Source organism: Kitasatospora phosalacinea, assembly GCF_000717185.1.
Lineage (GTDB): Bacteria > Actinomycetota > Actinomycetes > Streptomycetales > Streptomycetaceae > Kitasatospora > Kitasatospora phosalacinea_A.
In genome coordinates, this window is the sequence record NZ_JNYE01000136.1 from 1 (window position 1) to 15933 (window position 15933).

A 15933-nucleotide genomic window follows, 5' to 3' on the forward strand; every position below is an offset into this window, starting at 1 on the left:
GGTGGGTGTGGTCGCGCCTTCGGCGCGGCGTTCCTTTTTGCCGGGCGCCCCGCTGCGCGGTTCCCCCGGCCCCCCTTCGCGGCCCAGTTTCCGGGGCCGGCCGTCCGCCTCAAGGGCGCTTCGCGCGGCTGCGCCGCCGTCCTGCGGCCGGCCCTTGACCCGGGCGGCCTCTTTGCCCCGGACCCCAGGCAGCTGTCGGGGGGACGGGGGAGGTGCGCCCGTCGATCCCGACTCGAAGAGATCAACGCCGCCAAGCGGGCCGAGTGCGGCCACAGTGGCGGATCGGGCTGCGCCTGGTGCTGGCTCACCCCTGACGCCATCGCTGAACTTCGCCACGCCGAGTGCCTCGCCGTCGCCGTCGACCTTGACCACCGGCTCACCGAACTCGGCATCCCCCGAGCGCCCCGCACCGTCGTGATCGTCCCCGGTGCCCGCACCTATGCGGTGCAGGTCATGTGCGAGGAACTCGGCACCTGGGAGCTGCGCATTCCCGCCCCTGGCGAACAGTACGCCCTGTTCCAGGGGGCGATGTGGGACGACCCCGACGCCCAGGTCCGCAGCGACCGGATCCCGACGTGGACCCGGGGGCGGGACGACCTTGCCGACATCGCCCGGAGCTTCGCTGGCCTGCTCTGGGCGGCGGGCCTCCGGTGAACCACTGCCCGCCCCCCGGCCCGGCGATCCGTCGGGCCGGGCCCTGTCCCCGAGGAGGCACCCCTTGATGATCATCGACGTCCACCACGATTCCGAGGTGGCCCGCCCGGCCCGCTCCCGCGAAGTGCTCGCGGTCCTCCGTGGGATCGGCGAGCGGTTCGACGCCGCTGCCGCCGTCGTCCGGGAAGTCGCCCCGACCGAGTTGGCCACGCTCCCGCCGGTGCCCGCCCTGTCCGTCGCCGACTGGCAGCGGGCGTGCCCCGCGCTGGTCGAGCTCGACGCCTTCCTGGCCGCCGCCCACGCCCAGGTGACCGCAGTCCTCTCCGGCGGCGGATTCACTCCCCGGCAGCAACTGCACTGGTCGTTCGTGCTGGCGCTCCACACCATCGGCCTTGCCTGGCGTGATGCCTACCTCCCCGGGGCGCACTACGTGATCAGTCCCGAACTGTTCGTTCGGCCGGGCCTCCCCGCCGCTGCCGCATGGGGGGCGGCTAGCGGAGCCGCCTCAGCCCGCGCCCGTCGCTGGGCGGTCGCAGTCACGGTGCCGCACTTCCGTGCGATGTCGGACGAGGTGAACGCCGTGAGCTGGTGAATCCATGCCCAATGAGTTGACTAAAAACCCTCTCTGAGGTAATATTGTTCTTGTTGGGCGGGGAGGGCAACCCCGGCCGACACCCACGACAGACCATTCCGTGCGAAGGGCTTCACGCATGACCATCACCCTGGCCAGGACCTCCACCCGCAACGCGAGCCTCCCCGAGATCGTGAACATTCTCCGCGAGCAGCACTCCCGCAAGACCGACGTCGTCGCCCCCGTCCAGAACATCCGTGCGGCAGGTGGCCGACTGGTCATCGAGGGTGCGGACCACGACCTCACCCCGAGCGGCGTCACCCGCAAGGCTGCGGAATACCGGCTCACCGACGTGTGCGAGTCCGGCGTCGCCGAGAAGCTCGGCATCCCGCTCGGCTACCTGAGGAAGACCCGGATTGAGGCCCCGGAGCTGTGGGACGCCAACGTCAACGGATGGCTCGCCCACGAGAGCCGCGCCGACAAGTCGTTCATGGTCCGTACGCTGACGCCCGCCCCGGACGAGGAGACCGGCACCGCCCGCGCCTTCCTCAGCCCCAGCTACCGGATCATCGACAACCTGGACATTCTGGCCGCCGCACTCCAGGGCGTGCGGGACGCCGGAGTCGAGGTCCGGCTGGACAAGTGCGACCTCACCGACCGGAAGATGTACGTCAAGATCACCGCCCCGGAGATCAGCGCCTATGCCCCCGAGCTCCTGCGGGACTACCGAAGCCCGTTCAGCGGCGCGCGTGGTGCCGACAACCCCACCGTCTTCGCCGGGTTCGAGATCTCCAACTCCGAGACCGGGTGCGGGGCGTTCACCATCGTGCCCCGGCTGGTCGTTCAGGTCTGCGACAACGGGATGGTCATCACCAAGGACGTCATGCGGTCCGTGCACATCGGCGGCAAGCAGCAAGACGGAGTGATCCGGTGGAGCAACACCACCCAGTCCCGCACGCTCGAACTGGTCACCTCCCAGACCACCGACGCCGTCTCGACGTTCCTTGACCGTGACTACGTCACGCGGCAGCTGCGAGCCATCCAGGCGACCGCCGCCACCCGGGTGGCGAACCCGGAAGCCACCATCACCACAGTCGCCCAGCGGCTCAAGTTCACCGAGCAGAACCGCGCCGACATCTTCGCCCACTTCATTGCAGGCGGGGACCTGTCCGCCGGAGGCGTGATGCACGCCGTTACTTCCGTCGCCCAGACCCTCCCCGACGCCGACGACGCCCACGAGGTCGAGGCACTCGGCATTCGCGCCATGGAGCTGGCCGCCTCTCTGTGACCGACCCGCCGCCCGGCCCACCAGGGCCGGGCGGCCCCGGCCGGGAGCGCCGAGCCGCGGGGATCGACCCCGCGCCACGGCCCAACCCCGCGCGGCGCCGCCCGCTGCCCACCTTCACCCTTCCCGCACTACCAGGAGAACCCCACGTGCCGACCCTGCCCCACACCGGGCTCCAGATCCCAAACCAGCCCCGCTACGAGGTCACCAGCTGCCAGGAGCTGGCACTACTCAGGGCGACCCCGTTCCTGGCCACCCTCAGCCACGGAAGCCGCAAGATCGGCAGCGCCCAGAACTACGGGGACGGGGACGCCACAGAGTTCGTGCCCCACGGCGACTTCGCCTTGGCCGACTTCGCCCGCTTCGCCGACGCCTGCCGACTCGACGGCCAGCCCGTCAGCCTCTCCCTGCTGCTCGACCTCCTGATCGAGGAGTTCAACGTCGGCCGTTCGCTGCGCGCACAGGCACTCCAGGGCCGAACCCTGCTCCGCGAAGTCGGCCCCGAAGGAGGCGTCACCATCAGCGGCACCATCTCGATGCCCGCCACCGCGGACGACCGCCGCCGCGCGCACGCTGCTCTCAGGCTGCCGCTCACCGCCGGCGCCATGACCCAGTTCTGGAACGGCAACTGCTGGGAGCACCTTGCCGACGGCTCCAAGACCTGACCCGTCCCGGTGCAGCCAGGGACGCCCGGACCGCACCGAGGCCGACAAGGCCTCGCCCCGTTCACCGACAGGAGACAGCAGCATGCCCAAGTTCATCGTTCCCATCGACGTCATCACCGTCCACGTGGTGCCCGTGCTCGCACCCACCCCCGAAGCAGCCCAGGCAGAGGCGGAGCGCATCGTCGCGAGCGACCGGAAGACCTGGTTCGACCACACCGAGCCGCTGTGCGTCGGCGATGCCTACACCGAAGCCGAGTGGGACGCCCAGTCGAAGGGGAACACCTCCGCCGCCCAGTTCCACGCGCCGCGCATCGACTACCACCGGGACGACACGATCTGCCCGCCCGAGCACCAGCACGCCGCCAACGCCATTCCCCTGACCCGTGGATGCACCGGACGCGCCTACTCCGAGGCCAAGTGCAGCTGCGGCGACTGGTCGGTCAAGTACCTCGGCTGGCGCCACGCGGAGAAAGCGCGCCTCCAGCACCTGCGCACCGCGCACTGACAACTCGCTCCGACCCCAACCGATCAACGAGTGCGGCCCGGAGGGCAACCGGGCCACACCCTCCCACGAAACCCGAGAGAACAAGACCGTGACCCCGACCACCACCGACAGGGACGCGCTCACCGCAGACCTCACCGTCGGCATCCTCGGCGTCTGCGCGTTCGCCGTCTCCTTCACCCATGTCGTGCAGACCGCCAGCGCGGCCGGCCAGACCGGATGGGTGGCCTACGCCATCGCCGTGTCCGTCGAGCTGATGGCGCTCGGCGCCGTCTCCGAGATCCGCCGCCGCAACCGCGCCCGACAGTCGGCCCGCTGGCCCCGCGGAGTCCTGGTGCTCGGCGTGGCGATGAGCCTCGCCGCCAACCTCGCCGTCGCCCGGCCCACCCCGTGGGGGTACGTGATGGCCGCTTGGCCCAGCCTGGCGTTCCTCGCCGCCGCCGGAATCATCGAGTCCCGCCCGTCTGGGCAGCCGACCGAACCCGCGTCGCCACAGCCCGACGACGCGGACGGCCGCGGGCGTCAGGACGTTGCGGCCGACCCTCTGTCCCCGACCCAGCCGGACGACCGTACTCGCGCCCAAGACCTCGCCGCTGCGACCGACGACCCCCACACCGATACACCCGACGAGGAGCCGGCCACCGCGCCGCCGAGGGAGCGGCCGAGCAAGCTCCACGTCATCACCAGCCTGCTCGCCGCGATGCGCGCCGACCCCGACTGGCGCCCCGACTACGACGAGCTCACCGCCAGCAGCGGCTACAGCCGTTCCTGGTGCGAGAAGCGGGTCGCCGAAGCCCGCACTCTCCACGGCCGTACGAAACCCAGCCCCGTGCAGGAGCCCCTCGTCCACACGGACGACCCGCGGCCCCGCACCCCGATCCGCACCGCCCGGAGCGCCGACGACCGGCCTCTCCCACCCGCCTCCCGACCCGCACCGAACCCGTACGAGGAACCCGCACATGAACACCACCCTCCACATACCGCCGCAGCTGCGTGACGCCGACGCCTACGTGCTGAACAACAGCGCGGGCAAGGACAGCGCCGCGATGCTCCACCTGTGGGCCACCACCGCCACCGACGCGATGCTGGCCCGCACGGTGGTGCTCCACCTAGACCTCGGCGACGCCGAATGGCCGGGCGTCCCCGCCCTCGCCGCGCAGCAGGCAGCCACGTACGGACTACCCGTCGAGGTCCGCCGCCGCGAACGCGGCGGCGGCCTGCTCGACCTGGTCCGCGACCGGGGCCGCTGGCCTGGGCCCTCCACCCCCTTCTGCCGCAGTTACCTCAAGCGGGACGTGGCGCGGAAGTTCTACACCGAGCTGACCGGCCGCCTCGGCGTCACTGGCCGACCCATCCAGATCGTCACCGAGCTCGGACTGCGCGCCGCCGAGAGCACCGTCCGCTCTCGCCGTCCCACCATCGCCCTGGACCGCGGAGCCAGCTCCGGCCGTCGCCAGGTGACCACATGGCTGCCCATCCACCAGCTCAGCACCGACGCCGTGTGGAAGACCGTACGGGCCAGCGGCATCCCACCTCATCCCGTCTACCAACAACTCGACCGCCTCAGCTGCCGCCTGTGCCCGTTCGCCGGACGCCGCTCCCTCGTCACCGCCGCACGCATGGCGCCGGACACCGCGCTCGACTACGCCCTGGTCGAAGACGAAGTCGGTCAGCCCTTCCGCCGCGACCTGTCGATGGCACAGATCATCGAAGCCGCCGAGCGCGGGGACACCGAACCCGTACGGCCTCTGCGCCCGTACGGTGCCGCCCTCCATACGCTTCCGCACCGTACGGAGGGGTGCGCCGCATGACCCGTACCGACTCCACGACCTCCGACCTGCCGGTGGTCCTCAGCTTCGGCATGGGGGTGGATAGCGCCGCGCTCCTGGCCCGATGGCTCACCGAGCCGGTCAGCCGGGACTTCCCGCTCGACCGGCTGACCGTGCTGACCGCGATGACGGGCGACGAACCGGACGTCACCCGGCGCCTGGTCGAGCAGCACCTGCTGCCCCTGATACGCGACACCGCCACGAGGTTCGTCCAGATCAGCAGGACCAGCCAGCGCGGCGGCTACACCGTGCTGGACGACTCCCGCACCCCGCGCCGCCTGATCACCCGCGGGCCGTGGCGGCTGTCGGACGAACTCCGCGCCAGCGGCACCGTCCCGCAGATCGCCGCGAAACGGCGGCTGTGCAGCCTGCACGCGAAAGGAGACGTACTCGACGCCTGGCTGGGCGACGAGTTCCGCGGCGCCCCGTTCCGGCACGCGCTCGGCTTCGCCAGCGAGGAACTCCGCAGAGCGGAGAGGGACGAGGGCTTCACCGCCCTCGGCCGCATCCCCGAGTACCCGCTGATCGACGGGTGGGGATGGGACCGCCACCGGTGCGAGCAGTACCTGCTCGACCACTTCGGCGAACCGTGGACCAGGAGCGCCTGCGGATACTGCCCGTTCTCCGCAGGGCGGCGCGGGCGCGCCGAGCTGGTCGAGCGCTGGCGGGCGGAGCCGGCCATCGGCGCCCAAGCCCTCGCGCTGGAGTACACCGCGATGGCGCTCAACCCGCGCTCGAAGCTCTACGGCGACAGCGCCGCCCAGGACCTCGCCCGCGCCCACGGCCTGGCCGACATCCTCACCGAGTTCGAGCGCCACCTTCGGCGCCAGCGCTGGAGCGTCTACGAGGTCCGGCGGATCATCCACCCCCGACGCGGCGACCCCACCGTCAAGGGCGCCGCCTGGCGAAGCGTGCGCACCGTGTTCACCGGCAGCCGGACCGACGCCACCACCGCCCTCTCGGCCATGGCCGCTGGCCGAGCCAGCACCGACCAGTACGGAATCAGCAGAGCCGAGATCATCCCCCGCACCAGCGGGTTCCCCGCAGTCGAGATGGCCCTCGCCCTGGCACCGGCCGGCGTTGCCGACAAGGAACGCGCCAGCTTCGCCACCTGGTGGGAACGACTGCACCACCAGGCCGACCTCGTACCCCCGGTCACGCTCGCGGCGTGAGCGGAAGACGGGGGCCAGCAGCACGGCCGAAGCCGTGCCGACCTCAATGGATCGGCTGGGCAAGCCGCTGGCCCCCTCCCACGAAGACCGATCCCGAAAGACCGCTACCTCGCGCCGGTAGATTAGTCCATGTCGAGCCCGGGAGGGTTCTCCCCCTGAACAACCACCCCAAGGAGACCAGCCGATGCCCGCCCCGACGCTCGCCGAACGGCTGGACGCCGCCCCTTCGGACAGCCTCAGCGTCGCCGACATCGCGACCGCGACCGGACTGTCCGAAGCCACCGTCCGCCGCTTGGCCAAGGAGCCCGGCTGGCCCGCCGAAGCACCCGGCGACCACCGCCAGCAGCGGTACCCGCGGGAGGCCGTCGCCACGTGGATGCGCGACAACCAGGCCAGCCGCGTCAACCCCGAGGAACTGCCCGGCACCGACGACGACCGCGTCACCCTCACCGAGATCGCCAGCCGGACCGGTCGACTGCGCGAGAGCGTCAGCCGCATGCCCTCCACCTACCACAACAGCGCCGACCCGTTCCCCACAGCCGACCCGCTCGGCACCTACAACTGGGGCGAGGTCAAAGCCTGGCTCGGCCGACGATCCAGCCGTACCGGTCCCCGCGGAAGGACCCAGCCCCCCGCCGCCGAGTCCACCACCCCGCCGGTGCTCGACAAGGTCACCACCGCCATGATCGAGCGCCTGACCGGCAAGGGGAAGGAGGCCGTGAAGACCCTGGTGCGCAAGCCCGAGATCGCCGCACTCGCCACCAAGGTCGGCCGACTCCGGGTGTGGCCCGCCGACACCCTGCTGCCGCTGCTGTGGCAGCTCGGATACCTCCCGGCCTCCGGCCCGCTCAGCGGCGAGCAGCGCGCCGTCCTGGCCGAGCTCGGCTACCTGCCCGCTGAGGAGAAGCCGACCGCCGAGCAGCGCGCCGCGCTGGCCGAGTTCGGCTACGACGAACAGGGCAGCGTCGAACACCGGACCTGGCTGCGCGGACCCCACCGCACCGCGACCGAGCTGGCCAAGTACTACGGCGTCAGCCTCAGCGCGATCAGCAAGCGCATCGCCCGCGCCGAGGCCGCCGGCCAACCCGTGCCGCATCCGATCGACACCGAGGACGGCAAGCGCTACGACCCGAAGACGTTCGACGCCTTCTGGAACCCCCCGGCCGCCGGCTAGCGCTCTGGAACACGCCGACGGCGCTGCCGACCAACCCGGTCGGCAGCGCCGTCGGCATTCCACCCTTCAAAGCCCCGAGGAAGTCCGGGGCCACCCTTGGCTACCCCTACAAGGCAGCATCGGCCCGCACACCGCCGGAGCCGGCGACCTCCCCCTCCGACTCAGGCACCGAGGCCGCCACCAACCCAGCGCCGCGGCCGTCACCACGCGACCTCCCGGCCCCGGCAACCTCCGACAGGATCCCCCGGACGTCCGCCAGCGGCAGCCCCGTCAGTTCAGCGATCTGATCACGCGGCTCACCCAGACCCGCGAGCGCGGCCACCGCCTCCCGCGCCAGCCGCTCCGGCTCCAAGGCCGCCGCCTCCGCCTCCGCCAGGACCTTCTCCGCCCGGGACTGCGCGGTCGCCCGCAGGTGCTCCACCCTTCCCGTCTGTTCGTAGAAGTCAGCCAGCGCCGACTCCACCTGCCGCTCACGCTGGAGACGCGCCGCATCCCGCACTGCCTTCGCCTGCTGCGCCGCTCGAACCGCACTGGCCCGCGACGCCGAAATTCGTCCGCTCATACACCGAACATAGTCAGCATCGGCCATATTGCAAACCCCTTTGAATCCCTCTCGATAAGCATTGATAAACGTCGAGAGAATTCGATAGTAAAACCGAGTCGCATGTCACATGCTCGCCCCGACTGGCGCTCTGAGCTGCCACATCAGAAGCAAGGCCAAGTCATCCAGACACCTCTTGCAGATATTCTGAGCATGGTCCGCTGCGCGGGGCTAAAGTGCCGCTATGGCAATTGGCGAGGCAGGTGGAACGGCGGCTCGAATAGCTGCCGCGCCTACCCTCGCCCAGGTATCGGAAAGCTGGGGGTGGTCGCGTTGATGACCATCCACAAGCTCACCGCCGGCAACGGCTACACCTACCTGACGCGCCACGTCGCGGGCGGCGACGTACAGCGTCAGCGGGGGCAGTCCGCGGAGGACTACTACACCCAGAAGGGCAACCCGGCCGGCGTCTGGCTCGGCCGCGGAGCGCCCCTGCTCGGGCTCGACGGGACCACCGTCACCGAGCAGCAGATGAAGCACCTGTTCGGCCTCGGCCAGCACCCGGACGCCGAGCGGATCATCGCCGAGCACCTGGCCGCAGGCGTGCGCGCCGACATGGACGAGGACCAGCTCAAGGCCGTCCAGGCGGCCGCGATCAAGGCCGCCACCCTGGGCCGCAAGTACCCCGAGTACGAGCCTCTGGATCCGTTCGCCGACCGCGTCGAGTGGCGCCTGGCCGTCATCGAGAAGGAGACCCGGCGCACCCCCACCAGCGCCGAGATCAAGAAGGTCCAGAACGAGGAGTCCCGCCGCCAGCGCGCCGCCGTCGCCGGGTTCGACCTGGTCTTCGCCCCGGTGAAGAGTGCGGCGGTGCTGTGGGCGCTGGACGAGCGCCCCGAGGTCCGCGCCGCCGTCCGCGAGGCCCACGAGTCCGCCCGCGACGCCGCACTGGAGCTGCTGGAGGAGCACGCCGCGCACACCCGCACCGGCAGCACCGGCCAGGCCCAGATCGACACCAAGGGCCTGGTCGCCGTCGCGTTCGACCACTACGACTCCCGGGCGGGCGATCCCAACCTGCACACCCACGTCGTCATCGCCAACAAGATCCAGGGCGTCGACGGGAAGTGGCGCTCGCTGGACGCCCGCGGCCTGCTGGCGATGACCGTCGCCACCTCCGAGTTCTACAACTCCCGCTTCGAGACCGAGCTGACCGCCCGGCTCGGCGTGACCTTCGAGGCCCGCGAGGACGCGGTGGCCAAGCGCCAGCCAGTGCGCGAGATCGCCGGCGTCCCGCTGGAGGCGATCACGCACTTCTCCTCCCGCCGGACCGAGATCGAGGCCCGCTACGAGCAGCTCCTGCGGGAGTACCGGCGCGAGCACGGGCACGACCCCTCTCGCGGCATGACCCACCAGCTCGCCCGCCAGGCCAACCTCGACACCCGCGAAGGCAAGAAGGCCGCCCGCTCCCTGGAGGAGATGCGCGCCGACTGGACCCACACCGTCACCACCGCCCACGGCCAGGACATCGTCCAGCGCGTGATGGCGGCCGTCCCCGCACCCGAGAACACCCCGGCCACCGCCCAGCAGGAGGAGCCGAAGCCGGTCGAGATCCCCACCCTGGCCGCCGCCGTGATCACCGCCGTCGGCGAGGAGCGCGCAGTGTGGACGGTGTGGAACCTGCGCGCCCACGCCGAGCGCCTGGCCCGCTCCGAGCACCCCACCACCAGCACCGCCGAGTACCAGCAACTGGTCGAGGCAATCGTCACCGAGGCCGTCTCACCGGCCCACAGCGTCCGCGTCGACGCCCCCGCGCTGCTCAACGAGCCCGCAGAGCTGCGCCGGGCCAACGGCGACTCCGTGTTCGTCCGGCACGCCTCCACCCGCTACACCAGCACCGTCATCCTGGACGCCGAGCGACGCCTGGTCGACGCCGCCCTCACCTCCGTCAACGAGGGCTTGAACCCGGCCTTCGTCGGCGCCGCGATCGACGGCTTCGAGGCCCGAAATCGTGCGCTCGATGAGGGCCAGCGCGCCCTCGTCACCGCGTTCGCCACCGACACCCGGCTGCTCTCCCTGGGCCTGGGCCCGGCCGGCTCCGGCAAGACCACCGCGATGCAGGCGTACGTCCACGTCGCCAACCAGGCCGGCCGGCGCGTTGTCCCGCTCGCCACCTCCGCGGCCTCCGCCGCCGTCCTCGCCAAGGACCTCAAGCAGCCCGCCGAGAACCTCCACAAGTTCATCTGGGAGCACACCGGCGGCACCTGGGCCGCCCAGCTCAGCAGCGGCCAGAACGTGCCGTTGAACCGGGCCGGCTTCGTGCTGAGCCCGGGTGACGTCGTCCTGGTGGACGAGGCCGGGATGGCGGGCACCCTGAACCTGGACCGCCTCACCCGCATCGCCGCCGAGCGCGGCGCGAGCGTGCGCCTGCTCGGCGACTACCGCCAGCTCAGCAGCGTCGAGGCAGGCGGCGCGCTGCGGCTGATCGCCGCCGAAGCCGGCGCCGTCGAACTCACCATCCTCCACCGGTTCAGCAACAAGGACGAGGCCGCCGCCACCCTCAAGATCCGCACTGGCGACAGCGCAGGGCTGGACTTCTACTTCGCCAACCAGCGGGTGGTCAGCGGCTCGCGTACCGCCATGGTCGAGGCCGCGTACGAGGGCTGGAAGGCGGACATGCTCGCGGGCCGCACCACGCTGATCAGCGCCCGCACCGGCACCGACGTCACCGCGCTGTCCGCCCGCGCCCGCGAGGACCGCGTGGCCGCCGGCCAGGTCGAGACCGACGGCGTGCTGCTGCGCGACGGCAACCGTGCGGGCCGCGGCGACTGGATCGTCACCCGCGAGAACAACCGCAAGATCACCACCAACCGGGGCGCTGACTTCGTCAAGAACGGCGACGCCTGGCAGGTCCTCAAGCGGTACGAGGACGGCTCGCTCAAGGTCCGCCACATGGAGCACCGCGGACGCCTCACCCTGCCCGCCGAGTACGTCGCAGCCAACGTCCAGCTGCTCTATGCCTCCACCATCACCCGCTCCCAGGGCGGCACCGTCGACACCGCCCACCCACTGGTCACCGACGACACCACCCGCGAGGAGTTGTACGTCCAGCTCAGCCGCGCCCGTCACACCACCACCCTCTACACCGCCACCCACGAGCTGCTGCCGTTCGAGACCGACGAGCAGCTCGATCAGCCCAAGAACGACCCCGACTCCTTCGCCGCCCGCGAGGTGCTGGAGCGCGTCTTGGGCCGCGAAGGTGCCCAGCTCTCCGCCACCGAGACCATCCGAGGAGCCCAGGAGGACGCCGTCTCCCTGGCCACCCTGGTGCCCCGCCACCAGCACGCCGTCGAGACCCTGACCGCCCCCTACTACCAGCAGCTGATCCACCGCCTGTTCGGCCCGGCCCTCGCCGAGCAGATCACGACCGACGACGCGATGACCGCCGTCACCCGCGCCCTGCGCACCGCCGAAGCTGCCGGCTGGCAGCCCGAGCGCCTGCTTGCCGCCGCCACCTGGCGCGGCGACCTGACCACTGCCGACTCCCCGGCCCAGGCCCTTGCCTGGCGCCTGAACACCATTACCGACGACCGCCCCGCCCCCGCCCACCTCAACGCCCCCACCACCGCCGACACCACCCGCTACGCCGCCCTGGTCGCGCAGCTCACCGGCCTGCCCGCCCACCGCCTCGATCCCGAGACCGCCACCGTCGAACCGGTCGCCCTGCGCATCGCGCCCACCGCCGCCCAGGCCCCCGACGCGCACCCGCACGTCTCCACCGACACCCTCAACCGCTACGCCACCACCGCTGCCACCACGCTCAACACCACCACCGACAACATCACCGCCCACCCGCAGTGGCCCCACCTCGCCGGCGCCCTGGCCGCCGCCGACCGCACCGGCCGCGACACCACCACCCTGCTCACCACCGCCGCCACCCAGACCACCGGCGCGAGCGACCCGGTCACCGCCCTGACCCGCGCCGCCCGCACCAACCTGGCCGCCGACGGCATCCCCGAACACCACCAGCAGGCCCCCGAGAACCTCCGCCACCAGGCCCTCATCACCACCGTCCTCGGCAACGAGCACGCCACCCGCGTACGCAACGAGAACACCTGGCCCGCCCTCACCGCCGCCCTGCGCCGCGCCGAGACCGCCGGCCACGAACCCGCCGTACTGCTGCGCCAGGTCGCCGAGAGCCGCCCGCTCACCGGCGCCGACAGCCTCAGCCAGGTCCTCGCCTGGCGCATCGGCCGCCACCTCGCCGCCGACGCCCCGGCCACCGCCGCCCAGCAGGGCGACCGCGCCGAAGCGGAGCTGTGGCGCACCCTCGCCTGGACCCTCAAGACCATCGAGAACACCGGCACCACCGCGGAGACCGCCCTCTCCGAGACGACCGGTCGCACCGCGCTGCCCGAACTCCTCCAGCACGCCCAGCAGCAGGCCCTCGCCCGCACCCGCCCCGCCTCCGGCCGCGCCGACCTCCCGGCGTGGATCAGCCCGGCCCCGCACTCCACCGCGGCCAACCCGCGCCACCACGAGTACCTCACCGAGAGCACCGCGCTGATCGCGGGTCGCATCTCGGCCCTCGGCGACCGCACCGCCGAGAGCCGCCCGGAGTGGAGCCGTACCCTCGGCGAAGCCCCGGTCGACCCCGCTCTGCGTACCCACTGGCAGCAGCAACTCGCCGTCGTCGCCGCCTACCGCGACCAGTACAAGGTCACCGACGACACCGCCGCCCAGCCTGCCGGTCCCTACATCGAAGAAGGCCGAACCGGCCACCACGCCTACTGGCAGGCAGCCGAAGCAGCCATCACCGCCCGCCGCATCGCCACCGCCCCGAACCCCCCGACGGCGGCCACCGCGGACAACGACCAGCAGGCTCGCCGCCGACTCGCCGCCGACGTCTACCGCACCCTGCCCGAGGCCGACCAGACCGAGATCCTGCGCACCGTCGCCGCCCGGACCGGCGCCACCTGGCTCACCGGCCGCCCCCGCCTGGACGACGCCGCCCTGGCCCAGCAACACATTGCCGAACACGTCAGCACGGTGCTCGCCGAACGCCGCCAACTCACCACCGAGGCCACCCAGTCTGAGCAGCAGCAAGCGGAGGAGCGCCGCCAGCCGACCCTCGCCGAACGCCGCCGAGCCGGCCGCCAGGCCGAACGCCAGGCCCACCGCGACCAACTCCAGCAGCGCGGCGGACAGCCCGCCACCCGCGCCGCGCGGCCCGCGCCGAACCGCCGAGTCGAGCCCGCCGACCAGCGCCAGGCCCCGGCCCAGCGTCCGGCCGAGCCGAGGCCGCCGCTCCAGCCGCGCCCGCAGCAAGTCCAGCAGGACCAGCAGAGCCCGCGCCTTCGCTGACCGGCGGTCACCGTTCCCGGATGTCGGCGGCCGGAGTCGGAGATCGCACGCTGAGATCCGCTAAAGCGGGCGATCCGTGTGTCTGGCGATGGGCGTGACGCCCTGGGGGCAGGTGATGACGCAAGCGGGCCCGTCACCCTCGGCGAGGAGAGCGATGGGCTCCAAATGGCTGATGCTTCGTCAGCTACTGGCGTTGCCATTTCACACTCATTTCATATGAGAGGATGTTAAGTCCGTTTCTGGTAGCGGCCGCGTCCAGGTTGGTCGAGGATTCCCTGGCGGACGAGTCGTCCCAGGCGGGAGCGGGTGACGTTGATCGAGGGCTCGTCGGTGGGCAGGCCGAGGAGTTCGTGTAGTTCGCGAACCCGGAAGACCTGCCGGGGATGCTCGTTGAAGGCGGTCACGATGCGCTGGTAGACGGTGGCGGTCTCCGCGGAGGCCGGTTCGTGGTCGGGCAGGGCGAGGGCGTCGATGACCTTGCCGGTGGTGACGATCTCGGCGAGGCGGGCCTCGACCTCGGTGAGGGCGCTGGTGAGTTGGTCGATCTGTTCGCGCAGGTAGTCGGCGCGTGCGGCGGTCTCGTCGTGTTCGGCCTGCAGCAGCCGCAGGAGTTCGGTGACGTTCACGCGGCCAGCTCGACGTCGTCGCGCCAGGCGGGGCTGGGGGTGGTGAGGCGGCGGATCATGCCGGCGGTGGAGGCCCAGTAGACACGGAAGGCGGCGTTGTCCAGCCGGTGGTCGTAGTCGCGGGCCAGGCGCCGGTGGAGCATGAGGGTGCCGTTGACCTGCTCGACCACCCATCGCTTCGGTTGCGGGACGAACCCCTTGCCCGTGTCGTCGGGGTTGCGCCGGACCACCTCGACGGTGATGTCCTTCACCGCCCCGTGGATGATCACGGCGTCCTTGAAGCCCTGGTCGACCAATGCCTTCTCCAGGCGCATCCCGCACCGCTGGGCCACCTGGTCCAGCAGAGCGATGCCGGCCTCGTTGTCGTGCGCGCTCGCGGCGAGGACCACCACGCCGATGACCAGGCCCAGCACGTCGACGGCCAGTCCCCGCTTCCTGCCGGGCGTCTTCTTGTTCACGTCCAGCCCCGTGGTCTCCTTCGGCACCCCGGCCGCCGCACGGACGGACTGGGTGTCGATGATCACCAGGAACGGGTCCTCTAATCGACGGGCCCGCTCCCGCACCTGGCAGCGCAGGATCTCCTGGATCCGCTGGTCGAGACCGTCCTGGCGCCACAGGGTGAAGTAGTAGAACACCGCCGACCAGGCCGGTAAGTCGTGCGGCAGGAGCCGCCACTGACACCCCGTCCTGTTCTGGTACAGCAGCGCGTTCACGACCTCGCGCAGATCGCAGGAGCCCGGGTCCCCGGTCGCCGACCGAGACACCCGCTCCTGCTTCCAGGCGGTGACCAGTGGCTCGATCAAGGCCCACTGCCCGTCGGACAAGTCCGTTGAGTACGGCATCCGTTTCATGCCCGGCCCCATCATGCACACGACACCGCAGTCAGCCCGAACGGCCCCCTACCCACGAACGGGCGATACCAGATCATCCAGAAACGGACTTAACGCCCTCTGAGGTCCTTCACTCCCTTCACGGCTCCCGCGGAGGGCTTGCTGGGCTTCCATGGCTGGTACGCATCCGTAGCCTGGGCCGGGATCGCGATCAATGCGGACACCAGTACTGCTGCGGAAGCTCCTACCAACCACTGCTGAAATACTTTTTGACGAAACGTCATATTTATCATTTGATGATGCGTCAAGTATAGTTCTTCAACGTCCACTTGTCATCTTTCCTGGCGAGGCATGTGCATTTTTTCGTCTCTTTTATTAGCTGCGCGAGGGCAGCACGGATTCCCCGACTCGGTGTCCGATGTCGGGTTTGATGGTGATCATGGCAAGGGTTGCCATCTGCCGTCACCAGCCAAGTTGGTCCCATCTAGCCAATTTTGCGAACTCTTTGCCTAGGGTTCGCCTGACATAGCGGGCAAATATCCGACAAGATCCTCAATTTGCTTCGAAGAGTCGCCTAGGTGACCTCCGGTCAAGTCCTGCCGTATGCGATTCTCCTGCCGGATGTCGGCGCCTGCCGTCATCCGTTCCGTGAACGAAAGGGCTGGGGGCTTCCTGTGCCACCTTCCACACCAACAAGACGTGTGCTCGCCGCAGCGCTCGGCG

The 15933-nt window shown here is 70.8% G+C and carries 13 protein-coding genes; 10 read left to right on the forward strand and 3 right to left on the reverse strand.

The annotated features are described in order from the left end of the window. The 9 genes from OO57_RS46355 to OO57_RS35180 all read left to right on the forward strand — a co-directional run. Positions 1-654, forward strand: a 654-nt coding sequence (locus tag OO57_RS46355; RefSeq protein ID WP_033256857.1) for a hypothetical protein, incomplete at its 5' end; no start/stop codon positions are given. A gap of 67 nt (positions 655-721) precedes the next feature. Beyond that, a complete protein-coding gene (locus OO57_RS35145; protein WP_158715338.1) occupies positions 722-1246 on the forward strand; it encodes a hypothetical protein in 525 nt (174 codons plus the stop codon). A gap of 118 nt (positions 1247-1364) precedes the next feature. Then, positions 1365-2513, forward strand: a complete 1149-nt coding sequence (locus OO57_RS46360; RefSeq protein WP_033256859.1) for a hypothetical protein — start codon at positions 1365-1367, stop codon at positions 2511-2513. 146 nt (positions 2514-2659) lie between these two features. Further along, the gene (locus OO57_RS35155) at positions 2660-3175 is read left to right on the forward strand and encodes a hypothetical protein (RefSeq protein ID WP_033256860.1); all 516 of its coding nucleotides are present in this window, start codon (positions 2660-2662) and stop codon (positions 3173-3175) included. Between the two features lie 82 nt (positions 3176-3257). Further along, positions 3258-3680 (forward strand): hypothetical protein, encoded by a 423-nt coding sequence (locus tag OO57_RS44390; protein ID WP_158715339.1) that lies wholly within the window; start codon positions 3258-3260, stop codon positions 3678-3680. A gap of 88 nt (positions 3681-3768) precedes the next feature. Beyond that, positions 3769-4674, forward strand: coding sequence for a DUF2637 domain-containing protein (locus OO57_RS40095; protein ID WP_051778653.1), 906 nt, complete (start codon positions 3769-3771; stop codon positions 4672-4674). Further along, positions 4637-5488 carry a phosphoadenosine phosphosulfate reductase family protein gene (locus OO57_RS35170; RefSeq protein ID WP_051778654.1) on the forward strand — a complete coding sequence of 284 codons (852 nt, stop codon included), beginning with the start codon at positions 4637-4639 and terminating at the stop codon, positions 5486-5488. The genes OO57_RS40095 and OO57_RS35170 overlap by 38 nt, the downstream gene beginning before the upstream one ends. Beyond that, on the forward strand, positions 5485-6678 hold the full coding sequence (locus OO57_RS35175) for a hypothetical protein (RefSeq protein ID WP_051778655.1): 1194 nt from the start codon (positions 5485-5487) through the stop codon (positions 6676-6678). Before OO57_RS35170 ends, OO57_RS35175 begins: the two co-directional genes overlap by 4 nt. Positions 6679-6862: 184 nt before the next feature. Then, entirely contained in the window at positions 6863-7852 is a 990-nt protein-coding gene (locus OO57_RS35180; RefSeq protein ID WP_033256861.1) for an HTH domain-containing protein, read from the forward strand. 106 nt (positions 7853-7958) lie between these two features. On the opposite strand, the gene OO57_RS44395 is transcribed toward OO57_RS35180, so the two are convergent. Further along, positions 7959-8414: a hypothetical protein gene (locus OO57_RS44395; RefSeq protein ID WP_158715340.1), complete on the reverse strand. Its 456-nt coding sequence runs from the start codon at positions 8412-8414 to the stop codon at positions 7959-7961. 315 nt (positions 8415-8729) lie between these two features. Between OO57_RS44395 and mobF the strand changes: the two genes are divergently transcribed. Further along, positions 8730-13754, forward strand: a complete 5025-nt coding sequence (mobF, locus tag OO57_RS47080) for a MobF family relaxase (RefSeq protein WP_158715341.1) — start codon at positions 8730-8732, stop codon at positions 13752-13754. Positions 13755-13981: 227 nt separating this feature from the next. Here mobF and OO57_RS35195 read toward each other — a convergent pair whose 3' ends face one another. Further along, entirely contained in the window at positions 13982-14380 is a 399-nt protein-coding gene (locus OO57_RS35195) for a type IV toxin-antitoxin system AbiEi family antitoxin domain-containing protein (protein WP_033256863.1), read from the reverse strand. Next, positions 14377-15231 carry an IS5 family transposase gene (locus OO57_RS35200; protein ID WP_033256868.1) on the reverse strand — a complete coding sequence of 285 codons (855 nt, stop codon included), beginning with the start codon at positions 15229-15231 and terminating at the stop codon, positions 14377-14379. Before OO57_RS35200 ends, OO57_RS35195 begins: the two co-directional genes overlap by 4 nt. Positions 15232-15933 lie beyond the last annotated feature (702 nt).